General features: G+C 42.1%; 22 protein-coding genes and 4 tRNA genes. 15 read left to right on the top strand and 11 right to left on the bottom strand.

What is annotated here, in order from left to right; all coding sequences use genetic code 11:
• Window positions 1-9 precede the first annotated feature (9 nt).
• From PSH41_RS15930 to PSH41_RS15920, 3 genes are all read right to left on the bottom strand, one after another.
• Complete coding sequence (locus PSH41_RS15930; protein WP_126008587.1) at window positions 10-693, bottom strand: ubiquinone biosynthesis accessory factor UbiJ; 684 nt, start codon at window positions 691-693, stop codon at window positions 10-12.
• An 11-nt stretch (window positions 694-704) separates the two neighbouring features.
• Window positions 705-1,460: a bifunctional demethylmenaquinone methyltransferase/2-methoxy-6-polyprenyl-1,4-benzoquinol methylase UbiE gene (ubiE, locus tag PSH41_RS15925; RefSeq protein WP_004587478.1), complete on the bottom strand. Its 756-nt coding sequence runs from the start codon at window positions 1,458-1,460 to the stop codon at window positions 705-707.
• Between the two features lie 95 nt (window positions 1,461-1,555).
• Window positions 1,556-2,542 (bottom strand): GGDEF domain-containing protein, encoded by a 987-nt coding sequence (locus tag PSH41_RS15920; protein WP_055019619.1) that lies wholly within the window; start codon window positions 2,540-2,542, stop codon window positions 1,556-1,558.
• Window positions 2,543-2,897: 355 nt separating this feature from the next.
• Between PSH41_RS15920 and PSH41_RS15915 the strand changes: the two genes are divergently transcribed.
• Together PSH41_RS15915 and PSH41_RS15910 are read left to right on the top strand one after the other, a co-directional pair.
• Window positions 2,898-4,676 carry a DUF885 domain-containing protein gene (locus PSH41_RS15915; RefSeq protein WP_273589481.1) on the top strand — a complete coding sequence of 593 codons (1,779 nt, stop codon included), beginning with the start codon at window positions 2,898-2,900 and terminating at the stop codon, window positions 4,674-4,676.
• A 96-nt stretch (window positions 4,677-4,772) separates the two neighbouring features.
• Window positions 4,773-6,254: an FMN-binding glutamate synthase family protein gene (locus PSH41_RS15910; protein WP_004587481.1), complete on the top strand. Its 1,482-nt coding sequence runs from the start codon at window positions 4,773-4,775 to the stop codon at window positions 6,252-6,254.
• Window positions 6,255-6,290: 36 nt separating this feature from the next.
• Here the strand turns inward: PSH41_RS15910 and mtnK are convergent, their stop codons facing one another.
• A complete protein-coding gene (mtnK, locus tag PSH41_RS15905) occupies window positions 6,291-7,508 on the bottom strand; it encodes an S-methyl-5-thioribose kinase (protein WP_273589480.1) in 1,218 nt (405 codons plus the stop codon).
• A 128-nt stretch (window positions 7,509-7,636) separates the two neighbouring features.
• Between mtnK and mtnA the strand changes: the two genes are divergently transcribed.
• Window positions 7,637-8,662, top strand: a complete 1,026-nt coding sequence (mtnA, locus tag PSH41_RS15900) for an S-methyl-5-thioribose-1-phosphate isomerase (RefSeq protein WP_273589479.1) — start codon at window positions 7,637-7,639, stop codon at window positions 8,660-8,662.
• A gap of 48 nt (window positions 8,663-8,710) precedes the next feature.
• Here mtnA and PSH41_RS15895 read toward each other — a convergent pair whose 3' ends face one another.
• Genes PSH41_RS15895 through PSH41_RS15885 form a run of 3 tightly spaced genes read right to left on the bottom strand, consistent with a single transcriptional unit; the run spans window position 8,711 to window position 10,556 of the window.
• Entirely contained in the window at window positions 8,711-9,253 is a 543-nt protein-coding gene (locus PSH41_RS15895; RefSeq protein WP_273589478.1) for a 1,2-dihydroxy-3-keto-5-methylthiopentene dioxygenase, read from the bottom strand.
• Complete coding sequence (gene mtnC / locus PSH41_RS15890; protein WP_264390902.1) at window positions 9,250-9,933, bottom strand: acireductone synthase; 684 nt, start codon at window positions 9,931-9,933, stop codon at window positions 9,250-9,252. Before mtnC ends, PSH41_RS15895 begins: the two co-directional genes overlap by 4 nt.
• The gene (locus PSH41_RS15885) at window positions 9,933-10,556 is read right to left on the bottom strand and encodes a methylthioribulose 1-phosphate dehydratase (RefSeq protein WP_004587487.1); all 624 of its coding nucleotides are present in this window, start codon (window positions 10,554-10,556) and stop codon (window positions 9,933-9,935) included. The genes mtnC and PSH41_RS15885 overlap by 1 nt, the downstream gene beginning before the upstream one ends.
• Before the next feature lie 212 nt (window positions 10,557-10,768).
• On the opposite strand from PSH41_RS15885, the gene PSH41_RS15880 reads away from it, so the two are divergent.
• The 3 genes from PSH41_RS15880 (at window position 10,769) to PSH41_RS15870 (ending at window position 14,159) form a co-directional block, all read left to right on the top strand.
• Window positions 10,769-11,911, top strand: coding sequence for a methionine aminotransferase (locus PSH41_RS15880; protein WP_273589477.1), 1,143 nt, complete (start codon window positions 10,769-10,771; stop codon window positions 11,909-11,911).
• Window positions 11,899-12,672 (top strand): amidohydrolase, encoded by a 774-nt coding sequence (locus PSH41_RS15875; protein ID WP_024033950.1) that lies wholly within the window; start codon window positions 11,899-11,901, stop codon window positions 12,670-12,672. The genes PSH41_RS15880 and PSH41_RS15875 overlap by 13 nt, the downstream gene beginning before the upstream one ends.
• 68 nt (window positions 12,673-12,740) lie before the next feature.
• A complete protein-coding gene (locus PSH41_RS15870; protein WP_273589476.1) occupies window positions 12,741-14,159 on the top strand; it encodes a mannose-1-phosphate guanylyltransferase/mannose-6-phosphate isomerase in 1,419 nt (472 codons plus the stop codon).
• Between the two features lie 28 nt (window positions 14,160-14,187).
• Here PSH41_RS15870 and PSH41_RS15865 read toward each other — a convergent pair whose 3' ends face one another.
• The 3 genes from PSH41_RS15865 to PSH41_RS15855 form a co-directional block, all read right to left on the bottom strand.
• On the bottom strand, window positions 14,188-16,344 hold the full coding sequence (locus PSH41_RS15865; RefSeq protein WP_024033948.1) for an ATP-binding protein: 2,157 nt from the start codon (window positions 16,342-16,344) through the stop codon (window positions 14,188-14,190).
• Between the two features lie 116 nt (window positions 16,345-16,460).
• Window positions 16,461-17,117, bottom strand: coding sequence for a helix-turn-helix transcriptional regulator (locus tag PSH41_RS15860; RefSeq protein WP_004587492.1), 657 nt, complete (start codon window positions 17,115-17,117; stop codon window positions 16,461-16,463).
• A 219-nt stretch (window positions 17,118-17,336) separates the two neighbouring features.
• Window positions 17,337-17,708, bottom strand: coding sequence for a histidine triad nucleotide-binding protein (locus PSH41_RS15855; protein ID WP_004587493.1), 372 nt, complete (start codon window positions 17,706-17,708; stop codon window positions 17,337-17,339).
• Window positions 17,709-17,796: 88 nt separating this feature from the next.
• Between PSH41_RS15855 and PSH41_RS15850 the strand changes: the two genes are divergently transcribed.
• Window positions 17,797-18,408 (top strand): DUF2057 domain-containing protein, encoded by a 612-nt coding sequence (locus PSH41_RS15850; protein WP_248452286.1) that lies wholly within the window; start codon window positions 17,797-17,799, stop codon window positions 18,406-18,408.
• Window positions 18,409-18,575: 167 nt separating this feature from the next.
• Here the strand turns inward: PSH41_RS15850 and PSH41_RS15845 are convergent, their stop codons facing one another.
• The gene (locus PSH41_RS15845; protein WP_273589475.1) at window positions 18,576-20,420 is read right to left on the bottom strand and encodes a M1 family metallopeptidase; all 1,845 of its coding nucleotides are present in this window, start codon (window positions 20,418-20,420) and stop codon (window positions 18,576-18,578) included.
• A gap of 133 nt (window positions 20,421-20,553) precedes the next feature.
• Between PSH41_RS15845 and murB the strand changes: the two genes are divergently transcribed.
• The 8 genes from murB to PSH41_RS15805 all read left to right on the top strand — a co-directional run.
• Complete coding sequence (gene murB, locus PSH41_RS15840; protein WP_273589474.1) at window positions 20,554-21,561, top strand: UDP-N-acetylmuramate dehydrogenase; 1,008 nt, start codon at window positions 20,554-20,556, stop codon at window positions 21,559-21,561.
• Complete coding sequence (birA, locus tag PSH41_RS15835) at window positions 21,561-22,553, top strand: bifunctional biotin--[acetyl-CoA-carboxylase] ligase/biotin operon repressor BirA (RefSeq protein ID WP_029774311.1); 993 nt, start codon at window positions 21,561-21,563, stop codon at window positions 22,551-22,553. The genes murB and birA overlap by 1 nt, the downstream gene beginning before the upstream one ends.
• Window positions 22,550-23,275: a type III pantothenate kinase gene (locus PSH41_RS15830; RefSeq protein ID WP_029774310.1), complete on the top strand. Its 726-nt coding sequence runs from the start codon at window positions 22,550-22,552 to the stop codon at window positions 23,273-23,275. Before birA ends, PSH41_RS15830 begins: the two co-directional genes overlap by 4 nt.
• A gap of 111 nt (window positions 23,276-23,386) precedes the next feature.
• A tRNA-Thr gene (locus PSH41_RS15825) sits at window positions 23,387-23,462 on the top strand.
• Window positions 23,463-23,502: 40 nt separating this feature from the next.
• Window positions 23,503-23,587: transfer RNA gene (locus tag PSH41_RS15820), tRNA-Tyr, on the top strand.
• A gap of 45 nt (window positions 23,588-23,632) precedes the next feature.
• Window positions 23,633-23,707 (top strand) — tRNA-Gly (locus PSH41_RS15815).
• An 11-nt stretch (window positions 23,708-23,718) separates the two neighbouring features.
• A tRNA-Thr gene (locus PSH41_RS15810) sits at window positions 23,719-23,794 on the top strand.
• A 135-nt stretch (window positions 23,795-23,929) separates the two neighbouring features.
• On the top strand, window positions 23,930-24,056 hold a 127-nt coding region (locus PSH41_RS15805; protein WP_033023824.1), incomplete at its 3' end, for a GTP-binding protein.

Here is a 24,056-nt window from a genome sequence, read left to right as displayed (position 1 = left end):
AAAAAATCCTTAGCGGCTGTTGGTGTTAGAAGAGTTGATTAATGCATTTATGCGTTGTTCTATAGCGGCCACTTGCCCTTTTAGCACTCGGTTTTGTTGTTTAAATTGCTCAAGCTCTAAAGGGTGAATAGTTACAGCGAGCTCATCTTGGCATAGGCTGGTTAATGTGGTGCTAATTTGCTGACGCGCTTTACGCTCTTTACTGCGTAAAGCGTTTAGCTGTATGTAAAGTTGTTGTGCGGGCGCATCGCCAATATAGTGCGATAGTTGCTCAGGCCAATCTATATCTAGCCCAGAAAATGCGGCGCTGTATGCCTGAGCGACGTTTAAGTCGCCTTGCAGGTCTAGCTTATCTTGACGAATGAGCTGTGTAAGCATGGCTGGGTCTTTAAGTGCCATAAGAGTATCTATATCTGCGCTGATCATACACTCTGCGCTATCTTCATCGCTGGCACTGTAAAGGTGTAATAGTTTACCATCAAAGGTTAATACTATTTGCTGCTGCCAATTGCGGATTTCGACCTTTAATGGTTTGTGCTTAACGGCACTGAGCTTATCTATTAAGGTGGCGTCGAGTTGCAGTACCTTATTAAGCACTCGCTCTATAAGCGAAAGTACAAAATTAGGTAACATAAAAAACTGCGAATCGGGTTTTGCTGCGACCACTTGCTCGCTTTTTTGCTCAAACGCCATAACTGCCTGCCTTAATATTTAAAACCACGGTGCAGTGCAACAATACCACCGGTTAGGTTTTGATACGTTGTTTGTTCAAAGCCTGCTTCTTCCATCATTGCTTTTAAGGTTTCTTGGTCTGGGTGCATACGAATCGACTCAGCTAAGTATTGGTATGACTCGCTATCGTTCGCCACTACTTTACCCATAGTTGGTAATAGATTGAACGAGTAAAAATCGTACGCTTTACTTAAAATTTCATGCTCAGGTTTGGAAAACTCTAATACTAATAAACGTCCACCTGGCTTTAATATACGGTACATAGAGCGCAGGGCTTTGTCTTTATCGGTTACATTACGAAGGCCAAAGGCAATCGTGATCACATCAAAGCTGTTATCTGGAAATGGCAGCATTTCGGCATTCATTTGCACGTAGTCGATATTGCCAACTAAACCCAGGTTGTGCAGCTTTTCACGGCCCACTTTTAACATTGATGAGTTAATGTCGCCTAAAACTACTTGGCCGGTGTCACCGACTAGCTGGCTAAATTTTGCTGTTAGGTCGCCAGTGCCGCCTGCTAAATCAAGGACGTGGTGGCCTTTGCGCACACCTGAGCTGGCTATAGTTTGACGTTTCCATAATCGATGTACACCAAAAGACATTAAATCGTTCATTACATCGTACTTTGCTGCAACCGAGTGAAATACGTCTGCAACCATTGAGGCTTTATCGTTTTCGGCTACGGTTTTATAGCCAAAATGCGTGGTCTTTTGCTCTGTTTCGTTCATGGTTAGTCTCTATCGTGGCAATAAAGACTAGTGTACTTGATTGTATACTGCAGGTGCAATTTGAATATGATTTATCAGGTAATTTAGCGTAAAACCTAGTGGCCAGCTGTAAAGCTACTTTGCCCCAGTGAGCGTGCTTTAAATGCCGCTTGCGAGGCTTTTTTAGCTAACTGGTTAAAGTCATCATTTTTAAGCTGCTGCGCTATGCCTAAAGATAAGTTAATACCAGGCAGCTTAGTGCCGCTTTTTGAGCTAACAAAACGAAGTTTTTCTACGCCATTACGCACTTTTTCAGCAATAACATTAGCGGTTTCGGGGTCTATATCTGGCAGTAATACAGTAAATTGGTCCTTTGCTGTGCGCCCAGGTAAACCACTTTGAAAGACATATTTTTTTACTTGTTTAGCCACTTTGTTCAAAATAACTTCGCCAATTATATCGCCGTAATTGTCTACAAAATGATCTAAATTATCTATTTGAATAGCAATTGCGCAAATTGATTTGTCCTGGTTGCTCCATAGTTGGGTTTGCTGTGTTAAATAATGACGTTTATACAGCCCCGTTTGTGAGTCAATAATGTGCTGCTTACGTAATTGCGCCAGCTGTTTTTGGGTTTTTTCGTGTAACTTTTTAGCTTTATATAGCTCGTGTTTAAAGTGCTTGTGTTGCTCAAGTAACGTGGCTGATTGCGTGTTTAACGTATCGAGTGCTTGGCGGCTTTGCTCTATATTATTCTCATCAAGCGTGTGCATGCACTCACTTACTTGGCCGGCAAAGCTAACAATTTGTTTTTCGGTTGATTGCGCATTGCGCGACAATGAATCAATAACCCCATTTACGTTATTAATCATTGCCACTTGCGTGGTATGCCCTTCGTTTAAAAACTCAAAGTAGAGCTGCTCAATCAAAATACTATCAATTTGGGCTTTATTAGTAATGGCCTCGTCTATGGCGTTATTTAGCTGAGGATTTACTTTACTAATATAGGTATAGGCAACGTGGTAATTTAACGGAGAGGGAGGCAGCGTATGACGTTCTAAAAACAGGCATACATTCGTCATTTTTTCTTGAGCTACAGCCATGGAATCATGGAACATCATTTTAACTACCAACTAAGTACGCATTAAATTACACATTAAAATAACTCTTCAATGAGGCGGCAATGCATCCAAGCTTTATTATTTTTTTACTACAATAATCGTTAAGCAGGCTATTTAAAAGTAAAAACCAGTATTAGTGAACTTAATTTTTTACTTTTGCTGCCTAATAGCTGATTTTATCATCAAAGAGCACGTATTTAGCTTAATTTAGGCGGATTCAGCTTATTTTACCCGCTCCAATTAAGCGTGTGTTATTGAGATTAATCGCATTTGTCTTGCTATTTACTCAGCCTACGATAGTTTTGTGAAATCTATTGTATGGTTAAGTAAAACTAAAATGAATTATTCCTTACACCCGCGAATTGGCCGCACACTGCTTGTGCTATCACTTTTTGGCACGCTAAGCGCATGTACATTAACAAGCCCCAACGCAAACACACAATTTGAACAAGTGGCGCAAAGTATTGTTGATTACCGCAAACGTGTTAATCCCTACACTCAGCCTGAAGGGGTTGATGGCTATTTATTACCTAATTTATCGGCTGAATTTTTAAAGCGGCAATATGAGGAAAAAACAGCATTATTAAGTCGTTTAGATGCAATTGATAGCGATGAGCTTTCAAGTGAAAACAGTATTAACCTCAGTATTATTCGTGCGCAAGTACAAAATAGTGTTGATGAATATGTATTTAATGCGCACTACATGCCGCTAACTTCTGAGTATGGGTTCCATTCTAGCTTGTCTTATATGATTAATAGTTCGCAGTACAAGCAACCGCAACAGTTAGAAACGTATTTAGCCCGCCTTGAACAAGTGCCGCGCTTTTTTGAGCAAAATATACATTGGATGAAAAAGGGGCTCGAAACGGGGCTTACTCAACCACAAGCGGTATTAGCTGGGTATGAAGACTCAATAAGCGCTTACATAGTGGATGATGTAACGCAGTCAGACTTTTACTCCCCGTTTAAAACGAACACAGCAGGGCTAAGTGAAAACGACTTTAAAGCGTTGCAGCAAAAAGCCAAACGCATCATAAAAAATGATGTTATTGCCTCTTACAAAGCGTATTTAACATTTTTTACTACGCAATATCAGCCAGGGGCACGCACTACGATTGGTATTTCGCAAACCCCTTATGGCAAGGCGTTTTATAAAAACCGCGCACAGTATTACACCACCACAAATATGAGCATTGATGAAATACATCAGCTGGGGTTATCTGAAGTGGCGCGTATCCGCAGTGAAATGCAGGAAATAATTAAAGAAGTAGGCTTTGAAGGCACGTTTGCCGATTTTATCCACTTTTTACGTACCGAGCCGCAATTTTACGCCACCACTCCAGAGCAGCTATTAAAAGAAGCTGCTTATATAGCTAAAAAAATGGACGCGCAGCTGCCTAAGTTATTTCATACACTGCCACGTATGCCCTATGGCGTTGCACCTGTACCTGCAAATATAGCCCCTAAATATACAACCGGTCGCTATGTTGGCTCGAGCCGAAGCGATCAAGCGGGTTATTATTGGGTAAATACATATGCGCTAGATAAGCGCCCATTGTATGTATTAGAGGCGCTGACCTTACACGAAGCCGTACCGGGGCATCATTTACAAATATCGCTTAATGCAGAGCTTGAAAACTTACCAAGCTACCGACGTGATGCCTACCTTTCGGCTTTTGGTGAAGGGTGGGGGCTTTATTCTGAATACTTAGGTATAGAAGCAGGCTTTTACCAAGACCCATACAGCCGATTTGGCCGTTTAACCTATGAAATGTGGCGTGCAGCTCGTTTAGTGGTTGATACAGGCATGCACATGTACGGCTGGAGCCGAGAGCGCGCTATGAACTTTATGAGCGAAAACACGGCGCTTTCATTACACAATGTTAAAACCGAAACCGACCGCTATATTTCGTGGCCGGGGCAAGCTTTGTCGTACAAAATTGGCGAGCTGACTATCAAGCGTTTACGCACAGAGGCCGAGCAAGCGCTTGGGCCACGTTTTGATATTCGTGAGTTTCATCATCAAGTATTGCGTCATGGTTCAGTGCCGTTATCAGTGCTTGAAGAGCAAGTTCGTTTGTATATAAAAGCTGAGCTTGAAAACACGCAAAGCTAACAATCTAAAGGTATAAACCTTGAACAACGAAAGGTGTTGTGTCATTTTGACGCAACACCTTTTTTATTTTTAAAAACAGCCATCAAGGGGCCTTGGATGAGCGATTTTATTATTTTTAGTATTGATGTATTTGCGAGTATTTTTATTGTTGCATTAGGATTAATTGTACTTACCGTTATTGTTTTTTATTTTCGTGATATTACTCAAACAAAGCATGCAATTAGGCGAAATTACCCGGTTATTGGTCGCTTTAGGTACTTTTTTGAGCGCCAAGGCGAGTTTTTTAGGCAGTACTTTTTTGCCCTCGATAGAGAAGAAATGCCGTTTAACCGAGCAGAGCGCAGCTGGGTCTATCGTGCTGCAAAAGATGTCGATCGTACCGCTGCATTTGGCTCCACGCAAAGCTTAGAGGTAACAGGTACAGTGATGTTTATGAACTGTGCTTTTCCTACCTTAGATGAAGAGGCGCTGGACCCAAGTAATGTAACTTTAGGCCCTTATTGTAAAACGCCGTACACCACTAACTCATTGTTTAATATATCGGGAATGAGCTTCGGCGCGCTCTCAAAACCGGCTGTTAGAGCGTTATCAAAAGGGGCAAAATTAGCCGGCTGCTGGATGAATACTGGTGAAGGCGGGTTAAGTCCTTATCACTTAGAGGGCGGAGCCGATTTGGTGTTTCAAATTGGTACGGCTAAATATGGTGTGCGCGACGAGCTTGGAAATTTAAGTATTGATAAACTTAAAGAAATTGCGGCGCATAAAAACGTAAAAATGTTTGAGCTTAAATTAAGCCAAGGTGCCAAACCAGGTAAAGGCGGTATGTTACCAGGTAAAAAGGTTAATGCTGAAATTGCTAAAATAAGGGGTATTCCTGAGGGTAAGGATTCAATTAGCCCAAATGGGCACCCAGAGATCAAAAAGCCAAGCGACATATTAGATATGATTGCAACAGTGCGAAACGCCACAGGCAAACCTACCGGCTTTAAAGCCGTTATTGGTGATTACACTTGGCTAGAAACGCTATTTGCAGAAATAAACCACCGCGGGCTTGAATCAGCACCGGATTTTATCACTATTGATAGTGCCGATGGCGGTACGGGCGCAGCGCCACAACCCTTATTAGATTCGGTTGGTTTACCGCTGCGCGAAAGCTTACCGCTGGTTGTTAATATGCTTGAAAAACACGGCTTAACAGGGCGGGTTAAAGTCATTGTTTCGGGTAAGTTAATTGTGCCCTCTAAGGTAGCATGGGCGCTTGCTTTGGGTGCTGATTTTGTTGTTTCTGCGCGTGGTCATATGTTTGCGTTAGGCTGTATACAGGCCATGCAATGTAATAAAGACACCTGCCCAACCGGTGTAACTACCCATAACGAGCGGCTACAGCGTGGTTTAAATGTTGCAGATAAAGCTCAGCGGGTTGCCAATTATAATAAATATATTCATTACGGCGCTGGCTTAATTGCCCACTCATGTGGTGTAACGAGTGCGCGGGAATTAAGGCGTAAACACGTGCGTATAGTGCAAGAAAGCGGGCTGTCGGAGCCGCTCGATAAAATTTACGAAAACTACCAATAACGGTATTAGTATAAAAAAGGCGCTTTGGCGCCTTTTTTAATTTAGTTGGCTTATTAATAAACTAAAAAAGGCATCTTTGTTGTCGCAGCTTTTGGCATTTAAAATAAGTTGCTCACCTAAGCTCAGCGTTTGTTTTTGTACTGCAAGGCGCGTATTTTCATCTTCAATGCTGTCAATATCTACCACATGCGCGAGCCCTATGGTGCGCCTAATTAGTTCTGTTCCACAATAACCTATGGCGTGTTGTAATACGGTTTTCATAAAGTACTGTGGGTAGCCCTCGGTATTAAGGGTGTGATCTGTGCTGTGGTTGGCAATTAAAGTTAACCATTGTTGCTCGAATAAATTATAGCTTTCAACAATGCAGCTAAGTAAATGCGTTTGATAGTTTCGTCGTGCTACAAACTCTTCAATATGCCCTGCTTGTGCGCAGTAATTTAATAGTAAATTGCCAATAAAAGAGCCTATATCAAAGCCAACAGGGCCAAAAAAGCCAAACTCGGGGTCAATCACTTTAGTGGTATTGGTATCTACAAAAATACTGCCGCTGTGCATATCGCCGTGCAGTAATGTTTGCGGGTTAGATAAAAAATTAGCTTTTAACTTTGCAACTTCTAACTTAAGTGCCGTGTTATCGCGCAAAGCGTGTACATGTGTAGTAAGTTGCTCGTCAAAGTGATTGCGTTCGTGATCTGTATACGGATCGCTAAAAAATAAATCTTCTGTAATTTGGCAAAGCTCAGGGTTAGTAAATTGCTGTACGAGGGCCTTTTTATGCTGGGCGGTTAGGTAAAAATCTGAATTATAAAACCCGGTATGGCTTAAATACGTAGCTACGTGCTCGGCTAACTTAGGAAATTGCTCCGCGTTATTTTGCGCAGTGCGCAATATTTTTAAGTGACCTAAATCTTCTAAAATAGTAAGTGCGTAAGCTTGGTTATAGTGCAGTACTTTAGCGGTATTTTGTGGGCAAATAGCGCCATGGTTAAGTAACACTTGCGCCTCAATACGGGCTCTATCAAGCGTGAGCGGCCATGATTCACCTACACAACGAGCATAAGGCAGTGCTTGCTTTAAAATAATGCTGTTATGGTGCTCATCGCTAATTCTAAATACTAAATTAAGGTTACCGTCACCAAATTCGTACGCAGTTAAGGGTGCGCCAGCATTAAAAAAATCATACTGCTTAGAGTCAATTAGCGAATTTACATATTCAATTGCGCGCTGCGCATCAAACGCGACATAGTTAGCCATAGTGAGTTCTCAAATAACCTTTTTGGGCATTCTATACCTTTAAATGTTTAGATGTCTACAAGTCTAACTTGAGAGTTATTCAAACTGATGTAAAATACCCTTACGCATTTTATTTAAGCAGCCTCACCATGCAAAACCTTATCGCAAGCAGTTTAAAATATGAAAACGGCACATTAAGTGTGCTTGACCAGTATTTACTTCCTCATCAGCAGGTATGGCACGAATGCCATAGTGTTGAGACGATGAAGGAGCTGATCATCAGTTTAAAAATTCGTGGCGCACCATTAATAGGCTTAGGGGCGAGTTTGCTGGTTGCTCATTTAGCGCAGCAGGGGACAACTCAAGCGGCGCTTGCAAAATCAATTGATGAGCTTGAAGCCACAAGGCCAACCGCTGTTAATTTAATGCATTGCATGGCTACATTAAGAGAGGCCCTTAAAAGCGATGACTTTGTAGCAGCAGTGGTGTGCAGCGCTGAGCGCCTTTTTATTGAAGACATTGCCCTATGTGAGCGCATGGCAACGCGCGGAGCTGAGCTTATAAACAGCGGCGACAATATTTTAACCCATTGTAATACCGGCGCATTAGCGACTGCTGGTATTGGTACAGCATTAGGCGTTATTTACAAAGCGCAGCAACAACACGGCAATATACATGTGTGGGTTGATGAAACGCGGCCCTTGTTGCAAGGCGGGCGTTTAACCGCGTTCGAACTTGAGCGCTGGCAAGTACCGTATACGCTTATTTGCGATAATATGGCAGCAAGCTTAATGGCCGCAGGTAAGGTAGATAAAATAGTGGTAGGCGCCGATCGTATTGCTGCTAATGGCGACTTTGCTAATAAAGTGGGAACTTATAATTTAGCTGTATTGGCCCATTTTCATGATATTCCCTTTTATGTTGTCGCGCCTTTAACTACGCTTGATACACAAACAGCTTGCGGTAGCGATATAGCAATAGAGCAGCGAAATAGCGCAGAGGTACGCGGCGTAAGTGGCAGTTTTGGTGAGGCGCTGTGGGCACCCACTAATGCCAATGTGTATAATCCCGCATTTGATGTAACACCTGCAAAACTAATAACAGCTTGGGTGTTAGATACCGGTGTTTACAATAAAAGTGATGTAGAGAGTGGGGCGTTAACAGCGCTTAAGTAGTTTTTAAACATCGCTCCACTTATCCCTTTGTGGAGCGTATTACTTTTGCTATGCGAGCAACGGAAACTGCTTCGCAATTTCAGACTCTGTGCTTTTTGCAACCCAGCCCTCGGTATTATTAAATAATCGAATGGCGGTAAATTCTGGGTCGCTCCCCATATCAAACCAATGTGGGGTAAGAGTTGGGACCGAAATTAAGTCACCTTGCTGGCATAATACTTGGTAAATTTTGGCATCAATATGTAGGCAAAATAACCCTTGGCCTTTTACAAAAAAACGAACTTCGTCTTCACTATGAGTGTGCTCAAATAAAAAATTTTCTCGCATTTGTGTCGCTGCAGGATTACCTTTTGCAAGCGAAATAACATCCACCGTTTGGTAGCCATTTTGCGCTTTTAAGCGCGCTATATCATTTTTATACGCTGCAATAATTTGCTCATTTGTGGTGTGCTCATTAATGGGTGCGGTTGCTTGCCATTGTTCAAAACGTACATTTACTTTTGCTAATTGCTGAGTAATTTCGCTTAAATCACAGGTGTTTACCAGCGCATTACTTGGATTGTTGTTAGCATAAATTGTTAATTGGCTCATGCAAATTGCTCCAATTTAACTGTGCTAAAGTCATGTACGTATGGGTGCGCGCTTTGTGCTTGGCCATCACGTATTAAGTGCAAGGTTTTAAGCCCTGCGGCTTTAGCTGCATCAAGCTCACCTGCCACATCACTTAAAAACAAGATTTCGTTAGCACTAAAAGGGAGCTGGTTAACTATAGTGTTATAGGCTGCTTGCTCTTGCTTTGCGCCGACTTTGGTATCAAAAAAATCATTAAACAGGGGGCGAATATCGCCATAGTCACTGTATTTAAAGAGTAACTGCTGCGCCCTTACCGAGCCTGATGAATAGACATAGAGTGCGGTGCCTTGAGCATGCTGAGCTTGTAAAAACTCAAACGCATCTGCGTATAGGTGGCCTTTAAAATCACCGTGCTCGTAGCCCGTTTGCCAAATTAGCCCTTGTATTTGCTTTAAAGGGGTAATTTTTTTATCTTCTTCAATCCACTTTAGTAACACGCTAATGACATTTTCTATATCGGCATCTGGCTCATTAATAATGGCTTTAACAGCCGCTATTTGCTCAGCGACATGGGGTTTATTTTCGTTTAAGCGCATAAACGTTGCTAGTTGCTTGGCTGCATACGGAAACAGCACCTCTTTTACAAATGAGATACGTGTTATGGTGCCTTCAATATCAGTTAAAATTGCTTTTATCATTATAGCTGTGCCCCAATACCTTCTATTTTTAACCGTTCCAGCTCGCAACTAAATAAAAACTCTAACCCTTCTAAATGGCGAAGTGCTTGCTTGTAATTACGCCCTACTACATAAACGCCATGCCCACGAATTAACACTGCATGCTCAATGGGTGTATGTAAGTGGTGATCGCTAAGCAGCAAGCTTAAGCGGTCTATGTCTTGGTCGTTTTCAAAAATAGGAATGCTGAGCGTATCTAAATGCGAAGTTACCCCACTGAGTGACTTTTGCATTTCGTAACCGCTTAAATTTAATGCATGGCTTTTAATTACACGCGATAGTACGGTGGCTGCTACTGAGTGAGTATGCAGCACCACGTTTGCGTGCGGAATAAGCTTATACATGCCTAAGTGCAATTGCGTTTCGGCCGATGGGTTGCCAGCACCTTTAGTGCGATTACCTTGATGATCAAGCTCAATGAATGTGTGTGTACCGAGCTGACCTTTATCAAAGCCGCTAGCGGTAACCACATACCCTGTTGCGGTGCGCGCCGAAAAATTTCCGCCGGTGGCGGGAACCCAGCCTTTTTGACTGATCCATTTTCCGGCTTCAATAAGTTGCGAAATAGCGGTATTGTTGTGCATACATTCCTCACCAATGAGTGTAATACCAATGCGTAATAATACTTAATGCGTTTGAGGCGCTAAACCAAACGCGAGCTGCGTTTTTGCTACCTCAAAATAACTCAGTTAATTAAGCAAATTGATATAAAGCTATTTAATTTTAGACGGCTATACTTCTGTTTTAAGCAATGATAGCATCGCTTTAAGCGCAAAACCATCATTAAGGGCCTGTCGTGTTTGAAAGTAAATTACCAAATTTAAGTGTTAGTATATTTAGCCAAATGAGTGGCTTGGCAAGTCAGCATTCGGCAATAAATTTATCGCAGGGTTTTCCTGAGTTTGATGCGCCAGAACTACTGAAAAACCAGCTAAATTTTTATGTTCAGCAAGGGGTTAATCAATACTCGCCATCCAGTGGTGTGCCCCGTTTACAGCAACAAATAGCAAATTTAGTTTCGCGTAAATACGCGGCTAACATTGATGCAGCTGAGCAAGTTACGGTAACGTCGGGCGCCACCGAAGCATTATTTGTGGCTATTCAAACTATAGTACGCCCAGATGATGAAGTCATTGTGTTTGACCCCGCTTATGACTCTTACCAGCCTGCCATTGAGCTTGCTGGCGGTAAAACAGTTCATATTGCATTGCATGCCCCCGATTATGCTATTGATTGGCAAACTGTTCGCAGCGCAGTGAGCAAAAACACGCGCGCTATAATTATTAATACGCCACACAATCCAAGCGGAAAAATACTTAAAAGCGATGATATAAACGCGCTCAAATCGTTAGTAAGCGACCACGATTTATATGTAATAAGTGATGAAGTTTACGAACACATTACCTTTGATGGCGATAAGCACTTAAGCATGCTTTGTGATGAGCAACTACGTGAAAAAAGCTTTGTTATATCAAGCTTTGGCAAAACGTTTCACAGTACCGGCTGGAAAATGGGGTACTGTATTGCGCCTGCACCGCTCGCTACTGAATTTAGAAAAATACACCAGTACGTTACTTTTTCAAGCTTTACACCTGCACAACACGCATTGGCCGACATGCTTGAACAACAAGGCGAGCATGTCGATGAGCTGAGTAATTTTTATCAGCAAAAGCGCGACTTACTGACGCAGCACTTAAGTGACAGCCGTTTTAATATTTTACCAAGCCAAGGTACGTACTTTTTATTACTCGATTACAGTGAAGTGTCTGATCTTAATGATGTAGATTTTTGCCACTGGTTAGTAGAGCAAGCTGGGGTTGCAGCTATTCCTTTAAGTGTGTTTTATAAGCAACCTTCAAATGATAAAGTGATTCGACTGTGTTTTGCTAAAAACGATGAAACCTTAATAGAGGCCGCGCAAATATTATGTCAACTTTAACGCTTACACTCGTTCAAAGTGCGCTGCATTGGCTTGATAAAGACGCCAATTTAGCCATGTTTGATAAAAAATTAGCAGCGATGAGCGCTCAACCTGATTTAATTTTACTACCCGAAACCTTCGCCACAGGCTTTGCTATTAACCTTGATTGCGCAGAGCCCGAAAATGGCAAAGTGCTGAGCTGGCTAAAAACCCAAGCACATAAACATAAAGCTGTTATTGCAGGTTCGGTTTTGGTTGCTCAAGGCGATAAAAAAGCGAATCGCTTTTATTGGGTGACCCCAAGTGGCGAGGTAAATTATTACGATAAACGTCATTTATTTCGCTTAGGCAGTGAGGGCGATTACGTTGTCGCAGGGCAAGCACGTAAAACGTTTGAAATTAACGGTTTTAAGTTACTGCCGCAAGTATGTTACGACTTGCGCTTTCCGGTTTTTCAGCGCAACAATAATGATTACGATGTAATGATAAACGTTGCTAACTGGCCTGCGGTTCGTCGCCATATTTGGGATACGCTATTAATGGCGCGCGCTATGGAAAACCTATGTTATGTAGTAGCCGTTAACCGTGTTGGCGACGATGGCAATGGTGTTGCGCACAATGGCGGCACGGCTGTGTACGACTTTAAAGGCGATACAATCGCCAAAGCAAAAGACAATTCACAAGAGTTACTTACCGTAACACTTGAAAAAGCACCGCTCGATGATTTTAAAGCCTCGTTTCCTGCTTATTTAGATGCCGACGCGTTTACCTTGGTATAAATCGCTAAGCATTAGCGCCTAGCCAATAAAGTGCTAAAATAGCCGCTGATATGTTTATTGGCGGCTTTATGAATACAACCCTTATTACACCGGTAATTTTAGCGGGCGGCATTGGCACACGGTTATGGCCGCTTTCTCGCCAAGCTATGCCTAAGCAATTTTTACCTCTGCTTGATAACAAACACTCACTATTACAAAGCACGTTAGCGCGTGTGTCGGGCAAGGAGTTTGCAAAGCCAATACTTGTTTGTAACGAGCAGCACCGCTTTATTGCTGCTGAGCAAAGTGCACAGGCCCCTCCTCATGCACTTTTGTTAGAGCCGCAGGGTAAAAATACCGCGCCTGCCATTGCGCTGGCAGCACACTACGCTTTACAGCAAGGCATAACAGGGCCAATACTGGTGATGCCTGCCGATCATCATATATCCAACTTTACTGAGCTCACACTTAAATTAAACGATGCAATTGAATTAGCCCAGCAAGGTATGCTGGTCACGTTTTCAATTACACCAACACAGCCCCACACTGGGTTTGGCTACATTAAGCAAGGTAGTAAAATAGCAGGCTCAAATTGCTATAAAGTGGCTGAGTTTAAAGAGAAGCCAAGCTTGGCTACCGCTGAGCATTATTTAACTCAAGGCGGTTATAGCTGGAATAGCGGGATGTTTTTATTTACACCACAAGCCTATTTAAATGAGCTAGAACGCTTTGCACCAAAAATTGCACACAGTGTAAGCGCGGCGGCTAATTTCTCTGACGATTTAGGGTTTACAAGGCCGGTAAGTGAGCCACTTAAAACCTGCCCAAGTGACTCTATCGATTACGCCATTTTAGAGCGCAGTAATAATGTAGCAGTGCTGCCTGTTGCTCTTAATTGGAGTGATGTAGGCAGCTTTAGTGCCTTGGCTAGCCTTATTAAAAAAGATGCACATGGCAATAATGAAAACGACAGCCATAGCGCGCAAAATAGTACTAATAATTTTGTTTTAAGCGAAAACGATCACAGCGTTGCTACCCTTGGGGTTAGCGACTTAGCTATTATTCATACCCACGATGCCACCCTCGTTGCCAATAAAAACAAGCTCGATGGTCTGCCTTTATTGCTCAAGCAATTAGCGGTTAGCCAAAGTGATAAACTCAATCACCATCAGGTTGTGTATCGGCCATGGGGCAATTACCGCACTTTAGTAACAGGGGCAGGGTTTAAAGTTAAAAAAATAACCGTAAACAGCGGGGCTAAACTTTCAACGCAGCGCCATCAGCATCGTGCAGAGCATTGGGTGGTGGTATCGGGGATTGCCGATGTACGTATTGATAAGCAAGCATTAACACTTAGCCACGACCAATCTTGCTACATTGCAGCAAAACAAATACACAGCTTAGCGAACAATCAAAAAGAGCCGCTAATTGTCATTGAAGTACAAACTGGCGCCGTACTAGATGAAAGTGACATAGAGCGTTTTGATGATAAGTATGGAAGAGAGTAAACAGCTTAATCTGTAATAGAAAAGCCCATTAACTTAACTGCCCGCGCACGTACTTTAAGTATTGTTCTAGGCTGCGCTGCCATAGCTCTAACGCCTCATCTAGCAGGTTATTATGGGGTTTGTTATCAAGCAGGCGGCGCTCTATTTTTTTAAGCTCAATACCGTAACGGTTAAAGCCTAATTGCAGCGCGGTGCTTGCTTGGCGGTGCAATAATTTAATGCACTGCTCTGGTTGCTGGTCAATAAGTTCTTGGCATCGGGTTAGTTTAGTCCGTGCTGAGAGTACAAATTCATTGTAAATCGACGACACTTCATCCTCACTAAATGAGCTGGTTAGCGTTTCTGCTGCGGTTTCGTCGTACAAGGTGTCTACTAGCTCTACAGCTATATTTGCAGTTTGATTGGATTGTGAATCACTCAGTGCTTGGCGAAGCTTTTGCTGCTTAATTGGTTTGCCTACTATGTCTTTTATTCCCAGGGCTAAGTATTCTTTTACCTCATCAGGGCTTAAGCTTGCTGTAAAAGCCAGTACGGGCGTGCGCTGGTTTTTATGCTCCAAACGCTGCAGTCGTTTTAATACTTCTTGGCCGGTAAAGTCTGGCAGGTTCATATCCAGTAAAATAACGTCAAAGTGATGCGTTTGCAGCAGTTCAATAGCGCTTTTGCCATCTTTGGCGAGCTTTATTTTATGCTCATCTTCGGCCATAAATTCAATGGCAATTTTTTGATTTAAATCTAAATCTTCTACTAGCAGTACTTCAAGGCCGGTTAAGTAGTCTTTGTTTTGATGTCGCTGCTCTACCAAACTAAGCTCCCCTAGCGTAAAGGTGGTGGTAAAGCTAAATACGCTACCAGTGCCTAGTTGACTGGTTATTTCTAAACGGCTGCCTAACTTTTCTAGTAAGCGGCTGGTGATGGCAAGCCCAAGGCCGGTGCCGCCTTTTTCTTTGCCGGCGCTACTTTGTACATAGGGTTCGGTTAAGTAGGCTATTTCGTCTTTTTCGATACCAGGGCCTGAGTCTTTAACGCTAATTTTTATGGTGTGCTCAAGTTGCCTATCGCTTATTAAATCAACCTGAATTTTTACTATACCGTGGTCGGTAAACTTAATGGCGTTACCAACAAGGTTAATAATAATTTGCCTTAATTTTTGCTGATCGCAGTAGTAACAGGCTTGTTCAGGGATATTACATACCAGTTCAAACTTAAGCTGCTTTTGCTCCGCCAATGGGCTGAGTAATAAACACAAATTGTTTAACCAGGTTTTAAATTCAATGTCTTCTTCGTAAAGTGCTTCATCACTTTGATCTAGGCTTGCGTAGTCGAGCACTTTATCAACCAGTAAATTTAACGACTCGGCTGAATTAATGATGGCCTCACAATAGGCTTTATTGCGGGTGTCGGTGCTTTGGTTCATAACCAATTGGGCGCTGCCTAATATGCCATTAAGGGGGGTGCGAATTTCATGGCTAATTGTTGATAAAAACAGGCCTCTAATTTCTAAATCTTTTTGGGCTTTGTCGGCTAGCTTGTTAAGGTTTTTTTCTCTGCGTTCATTACACAAAAGCGCCATACCGGCGGCATAAAACATAGGTGCAATAACGCCATTTAAAAACAGTAAGCTGCTAAACCATGGGCTTTGCAATAGCAGGGGTTGTTCAATATTAACCATAAATAGTGAGCGGCTGATAAAGCTCAGGCCAACTAAAGTTAATATTAAAATGTAAACAATGGTGCCATTTGGGTAGGGCTTTCGGGCATATTTAATAAATAAAAACAGCAAAAAAGCGGCTTCTGCAATGTGCTGTACATCCGAGACGTAAATTCGCTCGCGTAAAGAAGGGTCAATAAAAGAATAATACCCCAACATTACGGCGCTAAACGCGGTAAAGGAGCACAGTAGCTTAAAGCCAATACCCCGATAATCTAAAAATTGGCATATGGCCAAGCTGTGCACAATTGATGCGCCAAACATCATACTGCTGGCAATACTAATCACAATAAGGTTGTGCGTTTTACCAATAAGCGTAAAGCCAATTACTGCACCTAGTAATAAAACTGGGTAAAAAATATAAAGCAGCGTACCTGGGGTACTTTTGTTGGTACGCCAAGTTAAAAAGTTAAGAAGGGTCATTACAATAATAACGGCAATGCTGGCAAAAAAGAGGGTAAATGAGTCGAGCATAGAGGTTCCAGCAATGGGTACTTTAAATAGAGTAATAAAAAGCGATTAATTTAACAAGCATGCAGCATAAACAAAAACAGGCACCATAAGTGCCTGTTTTTAAATTACGAAATTGATTAACGAATTTCGTCTGGAATGTTTTGTTGAGCCCAAGATAGTAGCTCAATACGGTTACGACATTTAGTTTTTCTAAATGCGCTGTATAAATGTGTTTTAACTGTGTGTGGGCTGATGCTTAAATCTTCAGCAATTTCTTTGTTTTTAGAACCCTTACTCATTAACGAGATTATTGCTTTTTCTCGTTTAGTGAGTTTAATTGGCTCTATGTCACCTTCGGTCAGCTTGTGTAGTGCGTCTTTATTAAACTGCAGCATGCGGTTTAATGCATTACACATAATGTCACGTCTGTACCAAAGCTGATCTTCTAAAAGTAAGCGAATACCTTTCATTAATACATCAGCGTTATCTGTCGTATAAAACACGCCACGAATACCGCTCAACAGCGCGCGGTTAGCGAGCTCTGGGTTTTCGTCTAGGTTAAATAATACGATATCGCACTTGGTGCGCAGGTTAACTAGCTGTTCTTTTAGTTTACCCCATGCATCGTTACTTGATGTTTCAATGAACAGTAATCGAGTCCCTTCTGGTACATCTAAAATATTTGTACCCGTGGTTACGTCAAGGCCTTGCGTTTTTAACAAAGGTTCTAAAACGTTAATGCCAATGGTGTTAATTGGCTCTTGATCTAATAACAAAAAGGCTGAACTGCTCATGTTTTTATACTCTTTTTATAAAGCTGACTAGTTAAGTTTATCACGACTTCCACACCTTTTGTATTAGAAAGTCGGGTTTCGCCTTGTGAACAAGTACGATTTTACGATTATTTAAACATAAAATGTTGCAAATAAGTAATTATTTTTCACTTTATATACATGATAAACCATAACATTTGTAACTAGCTAAATACTAATAATTCCAGTGAATTTTTATTATTAAATTTTTAATTTTTTAGCTTCTTGATACGGAGGCCAGCCCATTTCTTTGCCTGCAAGCATATGTAAATGTATGTGATACACGGTTTGCCCGCCGTGTTTATTGCAGTTCATTACTACTCTGTAGCCATCGTCACTAAAGTTAAATTGCTTGGCTAATTTAGCAGCAACCTCGTATAAATTTCCAACTAAGTGTGAGTTTTCGCTGTTAATATCATTGATAGTGGCAATTGCTTTTTTTGGAATAATTAACACATGAAAAGGGGCTTGCGGGTTTATATCTTTAAATGCAAGGGTGGTGTCGTCTTCGTAAATAATGTCGGCAGGAATTTCGCGGTTAATAATTTTTGTAAATATTGTTTCTGTGCTCATAATCGTTTCAGTGTAAGGGTTGAATTTAAAGTCACTAATGACAAATTTTGTTTGCAGTGTCAAACTCAAAACAAATAAAGGAGTTTTTATGCGTAAACCAATGTTAATAACTGCAGCTGCGGCACTATTGATGAGTATGTCAGTAAGTGCCGGGAATATTCACTTTCCTGAAGAGTTAGTGCCTTTACAAGTCGGCGAAAGAGTGATTGAAAGCTCTTTATTTAGCCGCGTTGACGACATTGAACTTGCCCCTGGGTCTTATCGATTAAAATTAAAATACACCGATTTATACGAGCTAGGCTTTGACGACCATGAGGTAATAGAGTCTGAACCGTTTTGGGTAGATATTACTATTGACGATAACAAAGACTACGACATGGTGTTTAATCGTGCCGATAACGCGGTATCAGCGAAAATATTTGCTGAGGCACCACAGGTAAGTTTAAAAGCAAAGGGCGCGTCTGTGGCACAGCCGCTTAGTGTTATTTCAAATACACAGCTTGCAAGTCAAAAGCCTGCTTTACAAAATACGGTGCCAGCGGGTCCAACGCGTCCAAGCCAACCTATAAAGCCTATTGCGCCTATTAATGGCAAAGGCATGCCAAGTGCACCGCAAATGCTAGAATTTTGGTGGCAGCAAGCCACGCTTGCTGAGCGAAAAGCCTTTTTAGAAAAGGTAACGAACCAAGGCGCTGAGTAATAAACTTATCTCAAGCTACTAATGTTAAGCGCTAACTGCGCTGAGCTTAGTTACAGTTTTTAGCTTGAGAAAATTACAGTATTAAAAAGGCCGATAAATCGGCCTTTTTAATGGTTTTGCTGCTTTACCCTAAAGGTGTGAACACCTTTAGGGATGGCACAGGTTGCTTATTTATCAAATAAAGCGTCAATGGTGCCTTGTGCAAGTGGGTGGTAGCCTGGGCGTGCTTTGATGTATACATCGTGTGCCCACTCACGCTTACCATTTTTAATAAGTGCTTTGTATAACGGCACAATTAATTTACGGCGGCCAATACCTGATAAGTGCTTATCAAGCGCTGGGTAAATAGGTTGGTAACCATTACCTACCGCTAACATAAACCATGCAAACGCGCGCTCTGCATTGGTTGATTGCGTTAAGTTAAATTGCTTATCAAGCTCGCTCATTTTATCTAAGCTTAAATCACGTGGTAGGTTATTTAAAAAGTGTAACCATTCGTGCACTGTCCACTGAGCCGTAGGTAATTGTGCTGCGCTTGTTTCACCTTTTAACCATGCTGCGCTTGCTGTATCTACTTTATCAAACGCATCCGATGTTGGGTTAGGTGCATCGCTTGGTAAACCTGGCTCAAAAATCCACTCATTCACTTTATCCATGCTTACAACGCCTGGGTATTTTTCAATTAAGTTAGCTTTTAAGTAAGTAACAAATTGCGCAGTAGTCAGCGATTTAAATGCAAACTCATTAAAGTAGGTCTTAACAAAGTCATCAAACTTATCTCGGCCGTATTTTTCTTCTAGGTAGATTAAAAATAGCTGCCCTTTAGTGTATGGCACTGAGCTAAATGCATCATCTGGATCGCGGCCATTAAGTTTTAAATTAAGGCGCGTATCGGGTGCATCAATGGTTTTAAGCTGAGCACGTAAGCCTGCTGCATCTAAAGCTTGCTCCATTACGGCGCGGTCGCGGCCAAACACTTCTTCCATGATGCGGTTTTCAACGTAAGAGGTAAAACCTTCGTTTAACCATAAATCTTCCCACGTAGCGTTGGTAACTAAGTTACCAGACCAAGAGTGTGCAAGCTCATGCGCAATAAGGTTTACTAAGCTTTTATCGCCAGCAACTACGGTAGGGGTAATAAACGAAAGACGCGGGTTTTCCATACCACCAAACGGAAAGCTAGGCGGTAACATTAATAAATCGTAACGGCCCCATGCATACTCACCATACATTTCGTTGGTTTTGTCGATCATGGCTTGGGTGTCGTTAAACTCGGCAACCGAAGCATCTAAAATTTCAGGCTCGGCAAATATACCTGTTTGTTTTGACATGGCTTTAAATTCTAAATTACCTGCACCAATCGCAATTAAGTACGGCGAAATAGCTTGTGGCATTTCAAAGTGGTAGTCGCCATCTTTGTATAGTGCGTCTTTGTTATCGGCGCTCATTACGGCACGTATATCTTTTGGTGTATGAATACGGGCAGAGTAAGTAACGCGCATGGCAGGGGTATCTTGTACTGGTAACCAGCTACGAGCGTGAATAGCCTGCGATTGGCTGTACATAAACGGGTGCGTTTTGCTGGCTGTTTGCTCTGGTGTTAACCATTGCAGGCCAGATGCTTCTGGGCGGCTGTTGTAGTAAATTCGTACTTTTGACGCTTGGCTTTTTAAAGTAATTGTTAGTTTTGAGCCTTTAACATCATCGCGATCTGCCAGTGTAAATTTAGCTTTGTGCCAATCGCCCGAGGTGTCTTGGTACATTACTTTATCAATGTCTAAGTCGCGGGTATCAAGTACCAGCTTTTTACTCGTGTCATTGTTCCACTTTAGCGTGTGCTCAACAAAACCTTCTAATTGCTTGTCGGCAAAATCGACATCTAAATCAAGGTTTAAGTGTGTTGTTACCACATCATCTAGGTTGGCGTATGAGTTTTGATCAATCGCGTTTGCCATTGCTTGCGAGCACATACCGGCCATAGCGAGGCTTAAAAAAAGAGGTTTAATTTTCATAAAATACCCTGAACACTAATAATAAGTGCAGGTTTTATATCATGATTGATACAGCGGGTTGAGTGATTTTTACATTCTTTGCGACAATAAGGTAAACTACTGCGATTAGTTACCAGTACACTCAGAGACCTTTGTGGCGCACTCATTAAAACCTTTACATACCTTTGCACTAAACAATCAATGCCAGCATTTTGTTGAAATAACCTCGGTTGAGCAACTTAAAGCACACCGTTTTAGTGCTCCGTTTTGTTTATTAGGGGAAGGTAGCAACACAATATTTTTAGAAAACTACGCAGGCACCGTAATTAAAATGGCCACTAAGGGCATTACTATTACCGAGCGTGAAAATGACGTATTAGTGAGTGCAGCTGCGGGCGAGAACTGGCATAAGCTAGTAAGCTATTTACTTGATAAAGATATTGCAGGGCTTGAAAACCTAGCCCTTATTCCGGGCACCGTTGGGGCGTCGCCGGTACAAAACATTGGTGCTTATGGTGTTGAGCTTGCTCAATTTGTAGAGTCGGTTGAATACATTGATATAGCCACAAAAACCAAGGTGACTTTAACTAACGCACAGTGTGAGTTTGCTTATCGTGACTCTATTTTTAAACATGCTTTAAAAAACAAAGCGGTGATCACTCAAGTTAATTTAGCGCTCCCTAAGAAGTGGCAGCCAGTTTTAAGTTATGGCCCACTCAAAGTATTGCAAAATCCCACCCCTAAAATGGTATTTGAGCAGGTTATTGAAATTCGTAACGCTAAGCTGCCAAACCCATACACTTTAGCCAATGCGGGTAGCTTTTTTAAAAATCCGATTATTAGCAATGCGCGTTTAGAAGCGCTGCTTGTGCGGTTTAATGATTTACCGCATTACCCCTATGGGGAAAGCCATCACAAAGTGGCGGCAGGTTGGCTAATTGACCAAGCGGGCTTGAAGGGCTTTACAGTAGCAGGGATTGAGGTGCATCAGCAGCAGGCGCTGGTATTAGTTAATCATGGTGATAGTAAAGGAAGCGATTTAATCACTATGATCACGCATATACAAAATACGGTGTTTGCACGTTACGGCATAATGCTAGAGCACGAAGTAAGGCTTATAAACACAAATAGTGAGTGCCATATTACTACGGAGCACGCGTAATGAAAGCACCAGATGGAAATAAACTAGCAATATTAAACGCACTTAACCAAGGTGGCTTTGTATCGGGCCAAGTCCTTGGCGAGCAACTGGGTATAAGCCGTGCGGCAGTGAGTAAACATATACAAACACTGCAAGACATGGGGCTCGATATATTTAAAGTGACGGGTAAAGGTTACAGTTTAAACAATGCGGTGGGTTTGCTAAACCGAGACGATATAACCAAACATTACCATGCATTAGGTGCTAATATAGCCCAAGTAGAAGTACACCCTATTATAGATTCAACCAACAGCGAGCTAATGCGCCGTATTCAAAATAAAGTCGCGCTTGAGTCTGGCACTGTTGTGGTTGCCGAAATGCAGCAAGCAGGGCGCGGAAGGCGAGGGCGGGTATGGCAATCTCCATTTGGGGCTAATTTATATTACAGTTATTTTTGGCGCTTAGATGATGGCCTGCAAGCTGCTATGGGCGTATCAATTGCAGTAGGGCTTGCGGTATATGATGCTATAAAAGCACTTTACGATATAGACATTGAACTTAAATGGCCAAACGACATATACATAAATAAGCAAAAACTAGCTGGAGTATTAGTTGAGCTAGATGGGCAACCGCAAGGCCCTTGTCAGCTAGTCATTGGTATTGGCATTAATCTACACATGCCGCAAAACACCAGCGAACACATTGACCAAGCATGGACTGATTTAAGCCAACACACCACCGCGCTTGATAAAAACCAGTTAGTTGCTTCGCTTACCTTTTATTTAGAGCAGCGTTTGGCAGATTACCAGCAAGACGGGCTAAACAGTATGTACGCACAGTGGAACGCCCTAAACGCCTTTGCAGGAGAATGCGTAGAGCTAAATACGGGGCACAGAAGCTGGCGGGGTATTTGTGAGGGTATTGATCAGCACGGCGGAATACGTATTCGCCAAGACGGCGAAGTTAAAAGTTACTATGGCGGCGAAATCTCGTTAAGAAAGGCGGAATTATGAAACTGCTAATAGATGTAGGTAATACGTCATTAAAAGCGGCCTTATGGCGCGAGCAACAAGCAACGCCCGTTTCTATGAGCGACGTGCCGTGGCAAGCAATAACTGAGGTTGTGTATGCTTGTGTAGGTAACAGTGAATTATTAAATGACGCGCTCACATTAGCCGCCAAAAAAAGTATTCCGTGTTTTGAGGCGCATGTTAGTAAAAATCTCAGTGGCTTAAGCTGCGCATATGAACAGGTTAGCAATTTAGGTATTGACCGCTGGCTTGCGCTGGTGGCAGGTTTTACACTTTACCCAAACAGAGCGAGTATTATTGTTGATGCTGGCACAGCAACCACTATTGATGTACTGAGTGGCGAAGGCGAGCACTTAGGAGGCTGGATATTGCCCGGCCTTGATTTAATGACTCGCTCATTAACACAAAATACTCAACGCGTGTTTGATGATGCCAATACCCCCTTTTTAAACGAGCTAGGTAAAAACACACCCAATGGATTAAAAAATGGCGCGCTGGTGGCAACATTAGGCGCTATTGAGCAGGCCAAATATCAACTTAAACACATCGCAGGCGAACAAAAACCACAAATTTTGTGCGCAGGTGGTTACGGTTTGCTGTTACAGCAGCAAATAAGTGGCAGTATTTTTGATTCTTTATTGGTTATGAAAGGATTAAATTATTGGCATGAGCTAAGTAAAAACGACGAAAAACAGCAAAATTAAGCACTTTTGCATGAATTGTGAGCATTTAAGCTAAAAAATTACATTTTTTTTAATTTTATAGTTGCATCATAATAAACCTTACTCTAATATCTCGCCCCGTACTAAAGCAGTGCCGACTTAGCTCAGCTGGTAGAGCAACTGACTTGTAATCAGTAGGTCAACCGTTCGACTCGGTTAGTCGGCACCACTTTCCTTTTACCGAAAGTGAATTAGTAAAGAATTATCGTGGAGGGGTTCCCGAGCGGCCAAAGGGATCAGACTGTAAATCTGACGGCTCAGCCTTCGCTGGTTCGAATCCAGCTCCCTCCACCACTTTATTCTTGACGGTTAGAGGTAGTTTAAGAACAGGTTCCTAAAGCGGGCATCGTATAATGGCTATTACCTCAGCCTTCCAAGCTGATGATGCGGGTTCGATTCCCGCTGCCCGCTCCAATTATGGTGTTGCTGATATAGCTCAGTTGGTAGAGCGCACCCTTGGTAAGGGTGAGGTCGGCAGTTCAAATCTGCCTATCAGCACCAGTCATATGAATCTCCTTGAATACTTCCTTTATCTGTCAGAAAAAACTATTTGAAATTTGAAAAAATTAAATTAATCTACCTCTGGTGGATTATTTTCATATGTAATCTAGATACACAAAACTGATAGGTTCCGTCATGGCAAAAGAAAAGTTTGAACGCGTAAAACCGCACGTAAACGTTGGTACAATCGGCCACGTTGACCACGGTAAAACTACACTAACTGCAGCAATCACTAACGTACTTGCAAAAGTATACGGCGGTG

Source organism: Pseudoalteromonas sp. CST2 (assembly GCF_028599385.1).
Taxonomy (GTDB): Bacteria; Pseudomonadota; Gammaproteobacteria; order Enterobacterales; family Alteromonadaceae; genus Pseudoalteromonas; species Pseudoalteromonas atlantica.
The sequence above is the reverse complement of the archived record's forward strand: the minus strand, read 5'-3'. Positions and strand labels throughout refer to the sequence as shown.

What these genes read in the sequence shown, in the direction of transcription:
- mtnK (WP_273589480.1), bottom strand. Translation starts at nt 7,508, where the DNA reads ATGGCTAACTATGTCGCGTTTGATGCGCAGCGCGCAATTGAATATGTA.
- ubiE (WP_004587478.1), bottom strand. Translation starts at nt 1,460, where the DNA reads ATGAACGAAACAGAGCAAAAGACCACGCATTTTGGCTATAAAACCGTA.
- PSH41_RS15875 (WP_024033950.1), top strand. Translation starts at nt 11,899, where the DNA reads ATGTCAACTTTAACGCTTACACTCGTTCAAAGTGCGCTGCATTGGCTT.
- PSH41_RS15930 (WP_126008587.1), bottom strand. Translation starts at nt 693, where the DNA reads ATGGCGTTTGAGCAAAAAAGCGAGCAAGTGGTCGCAGCAAAACCCGAT.
- birA (WP_029774311.1), top strand. Translation starts at nt 21,561, where the DNA reads ATGAAAGCACCAGATGGAAATAAACTAGCAATATTAAACGCACTTAAC.
- PSH41_RS15865 (WP_024033948.1), bottom strand. Translation starts at nt 16,344, where the DNA reads ATGCTCGACTCATTTACCCTCTTTTTTGCCAGCATTGCCGTTATTATT.
- PSH41_RS15860 (WP_004587492.1), bottom strand. Translation starts at nt 17,117, where the DNA reads ATGAGCAGTTCAGCCTTTTTGTTATTAGATCAAGAGCCAATTAACACC.
- PSH41_RS15850 (WP_248452286.1), top strand. Translation starts at nt 17,797, where the DNA reads ATGCGTAAACCAATGTTAATAACTGCAGCTGCGGCACTATTGATGAGT.
- PSH41_RS15895 (WP_273589478.1), bottom strand. Translation starts at nt 9,253, where the DNA reads ATGAGCCAATTAACAATTTATGCTAACAACAATCCAAGTAATGCGCTG.
- PSH41_RS15910 (WP_004587481.1), top strand. Translation starts at nt 4,773, where the DNA reads ATGAGCGATTTTATTATTTTTAGTATTGATGTATTTGCGAGTATTTTT.
- mtnC (WP_264390902.1), bottom strand. Translation starts at nt 9,933, where the DNA reads ATGATAAAAGCAATTTTAACTGATATTGAAGGCACCATAACACGTATC.
- PSH41_RS15920 (WP_055019619.1), bottom strand. Translation starts at nt 2,542, where the DNA reads ATGGCTGTAGCTCAAGAAAAAATGACGAATGTATGCCTGTTTTTAGAA.
- PSH41_RS15830 (WP_029774310.1), top strand. Translation starts at nt 22,550, where the DNA reads ATGAAACTGCTAATAGATGTAGGTAATACGTCATTAAAAGCGGCCTTA.
- PSH41_RS15845 (WP_273589475.1), bottom strand. Translation starts at nt 20,420, where the DNA reads ATGAAAATTAAACCTCTTTTTTTAAGCCTCGCTATGGCCGGTATGTGC.
- PSH41_RS15855 (WP_004587493.1), bottom strand. Translation starts at nt 17,708, where the DNA reads ATGAGCACAGAAACAATATTTACAAAAATTATTAACCGCGAAATTCCT.
- PSH41_RS15870 (WP_273589476.1), top strand. Translation starts at nt 12,741, where the DNA reads ATGAATACAACCCTTATTACACCGGTAATTTTAGCGGGCGGCATTGGC.
- PSH41_RS15885 (WP_004587487.1), bottom strand. Translation starts at nt 10,556, where the DNA reads ATGCACAACAATACCGCTATTTCGCAACTTATTGAAGCCGGAAAATGG.
- mtnA (WP_273589479.1), top strand. Translation starts at nt 7,637, where the DNA reads ATGCAAAACCTTATCGCAAGCAGTTTAAAATATGAAAACGGCACATTA.
- PSH41_RS15915 (WP_273589481.1), top strand. Translation starts at nt 2,898, where the DNA reads ATGAATTATTCCTTACACCCGCGAATTGGCCGCACACTGCTTGTGCTA.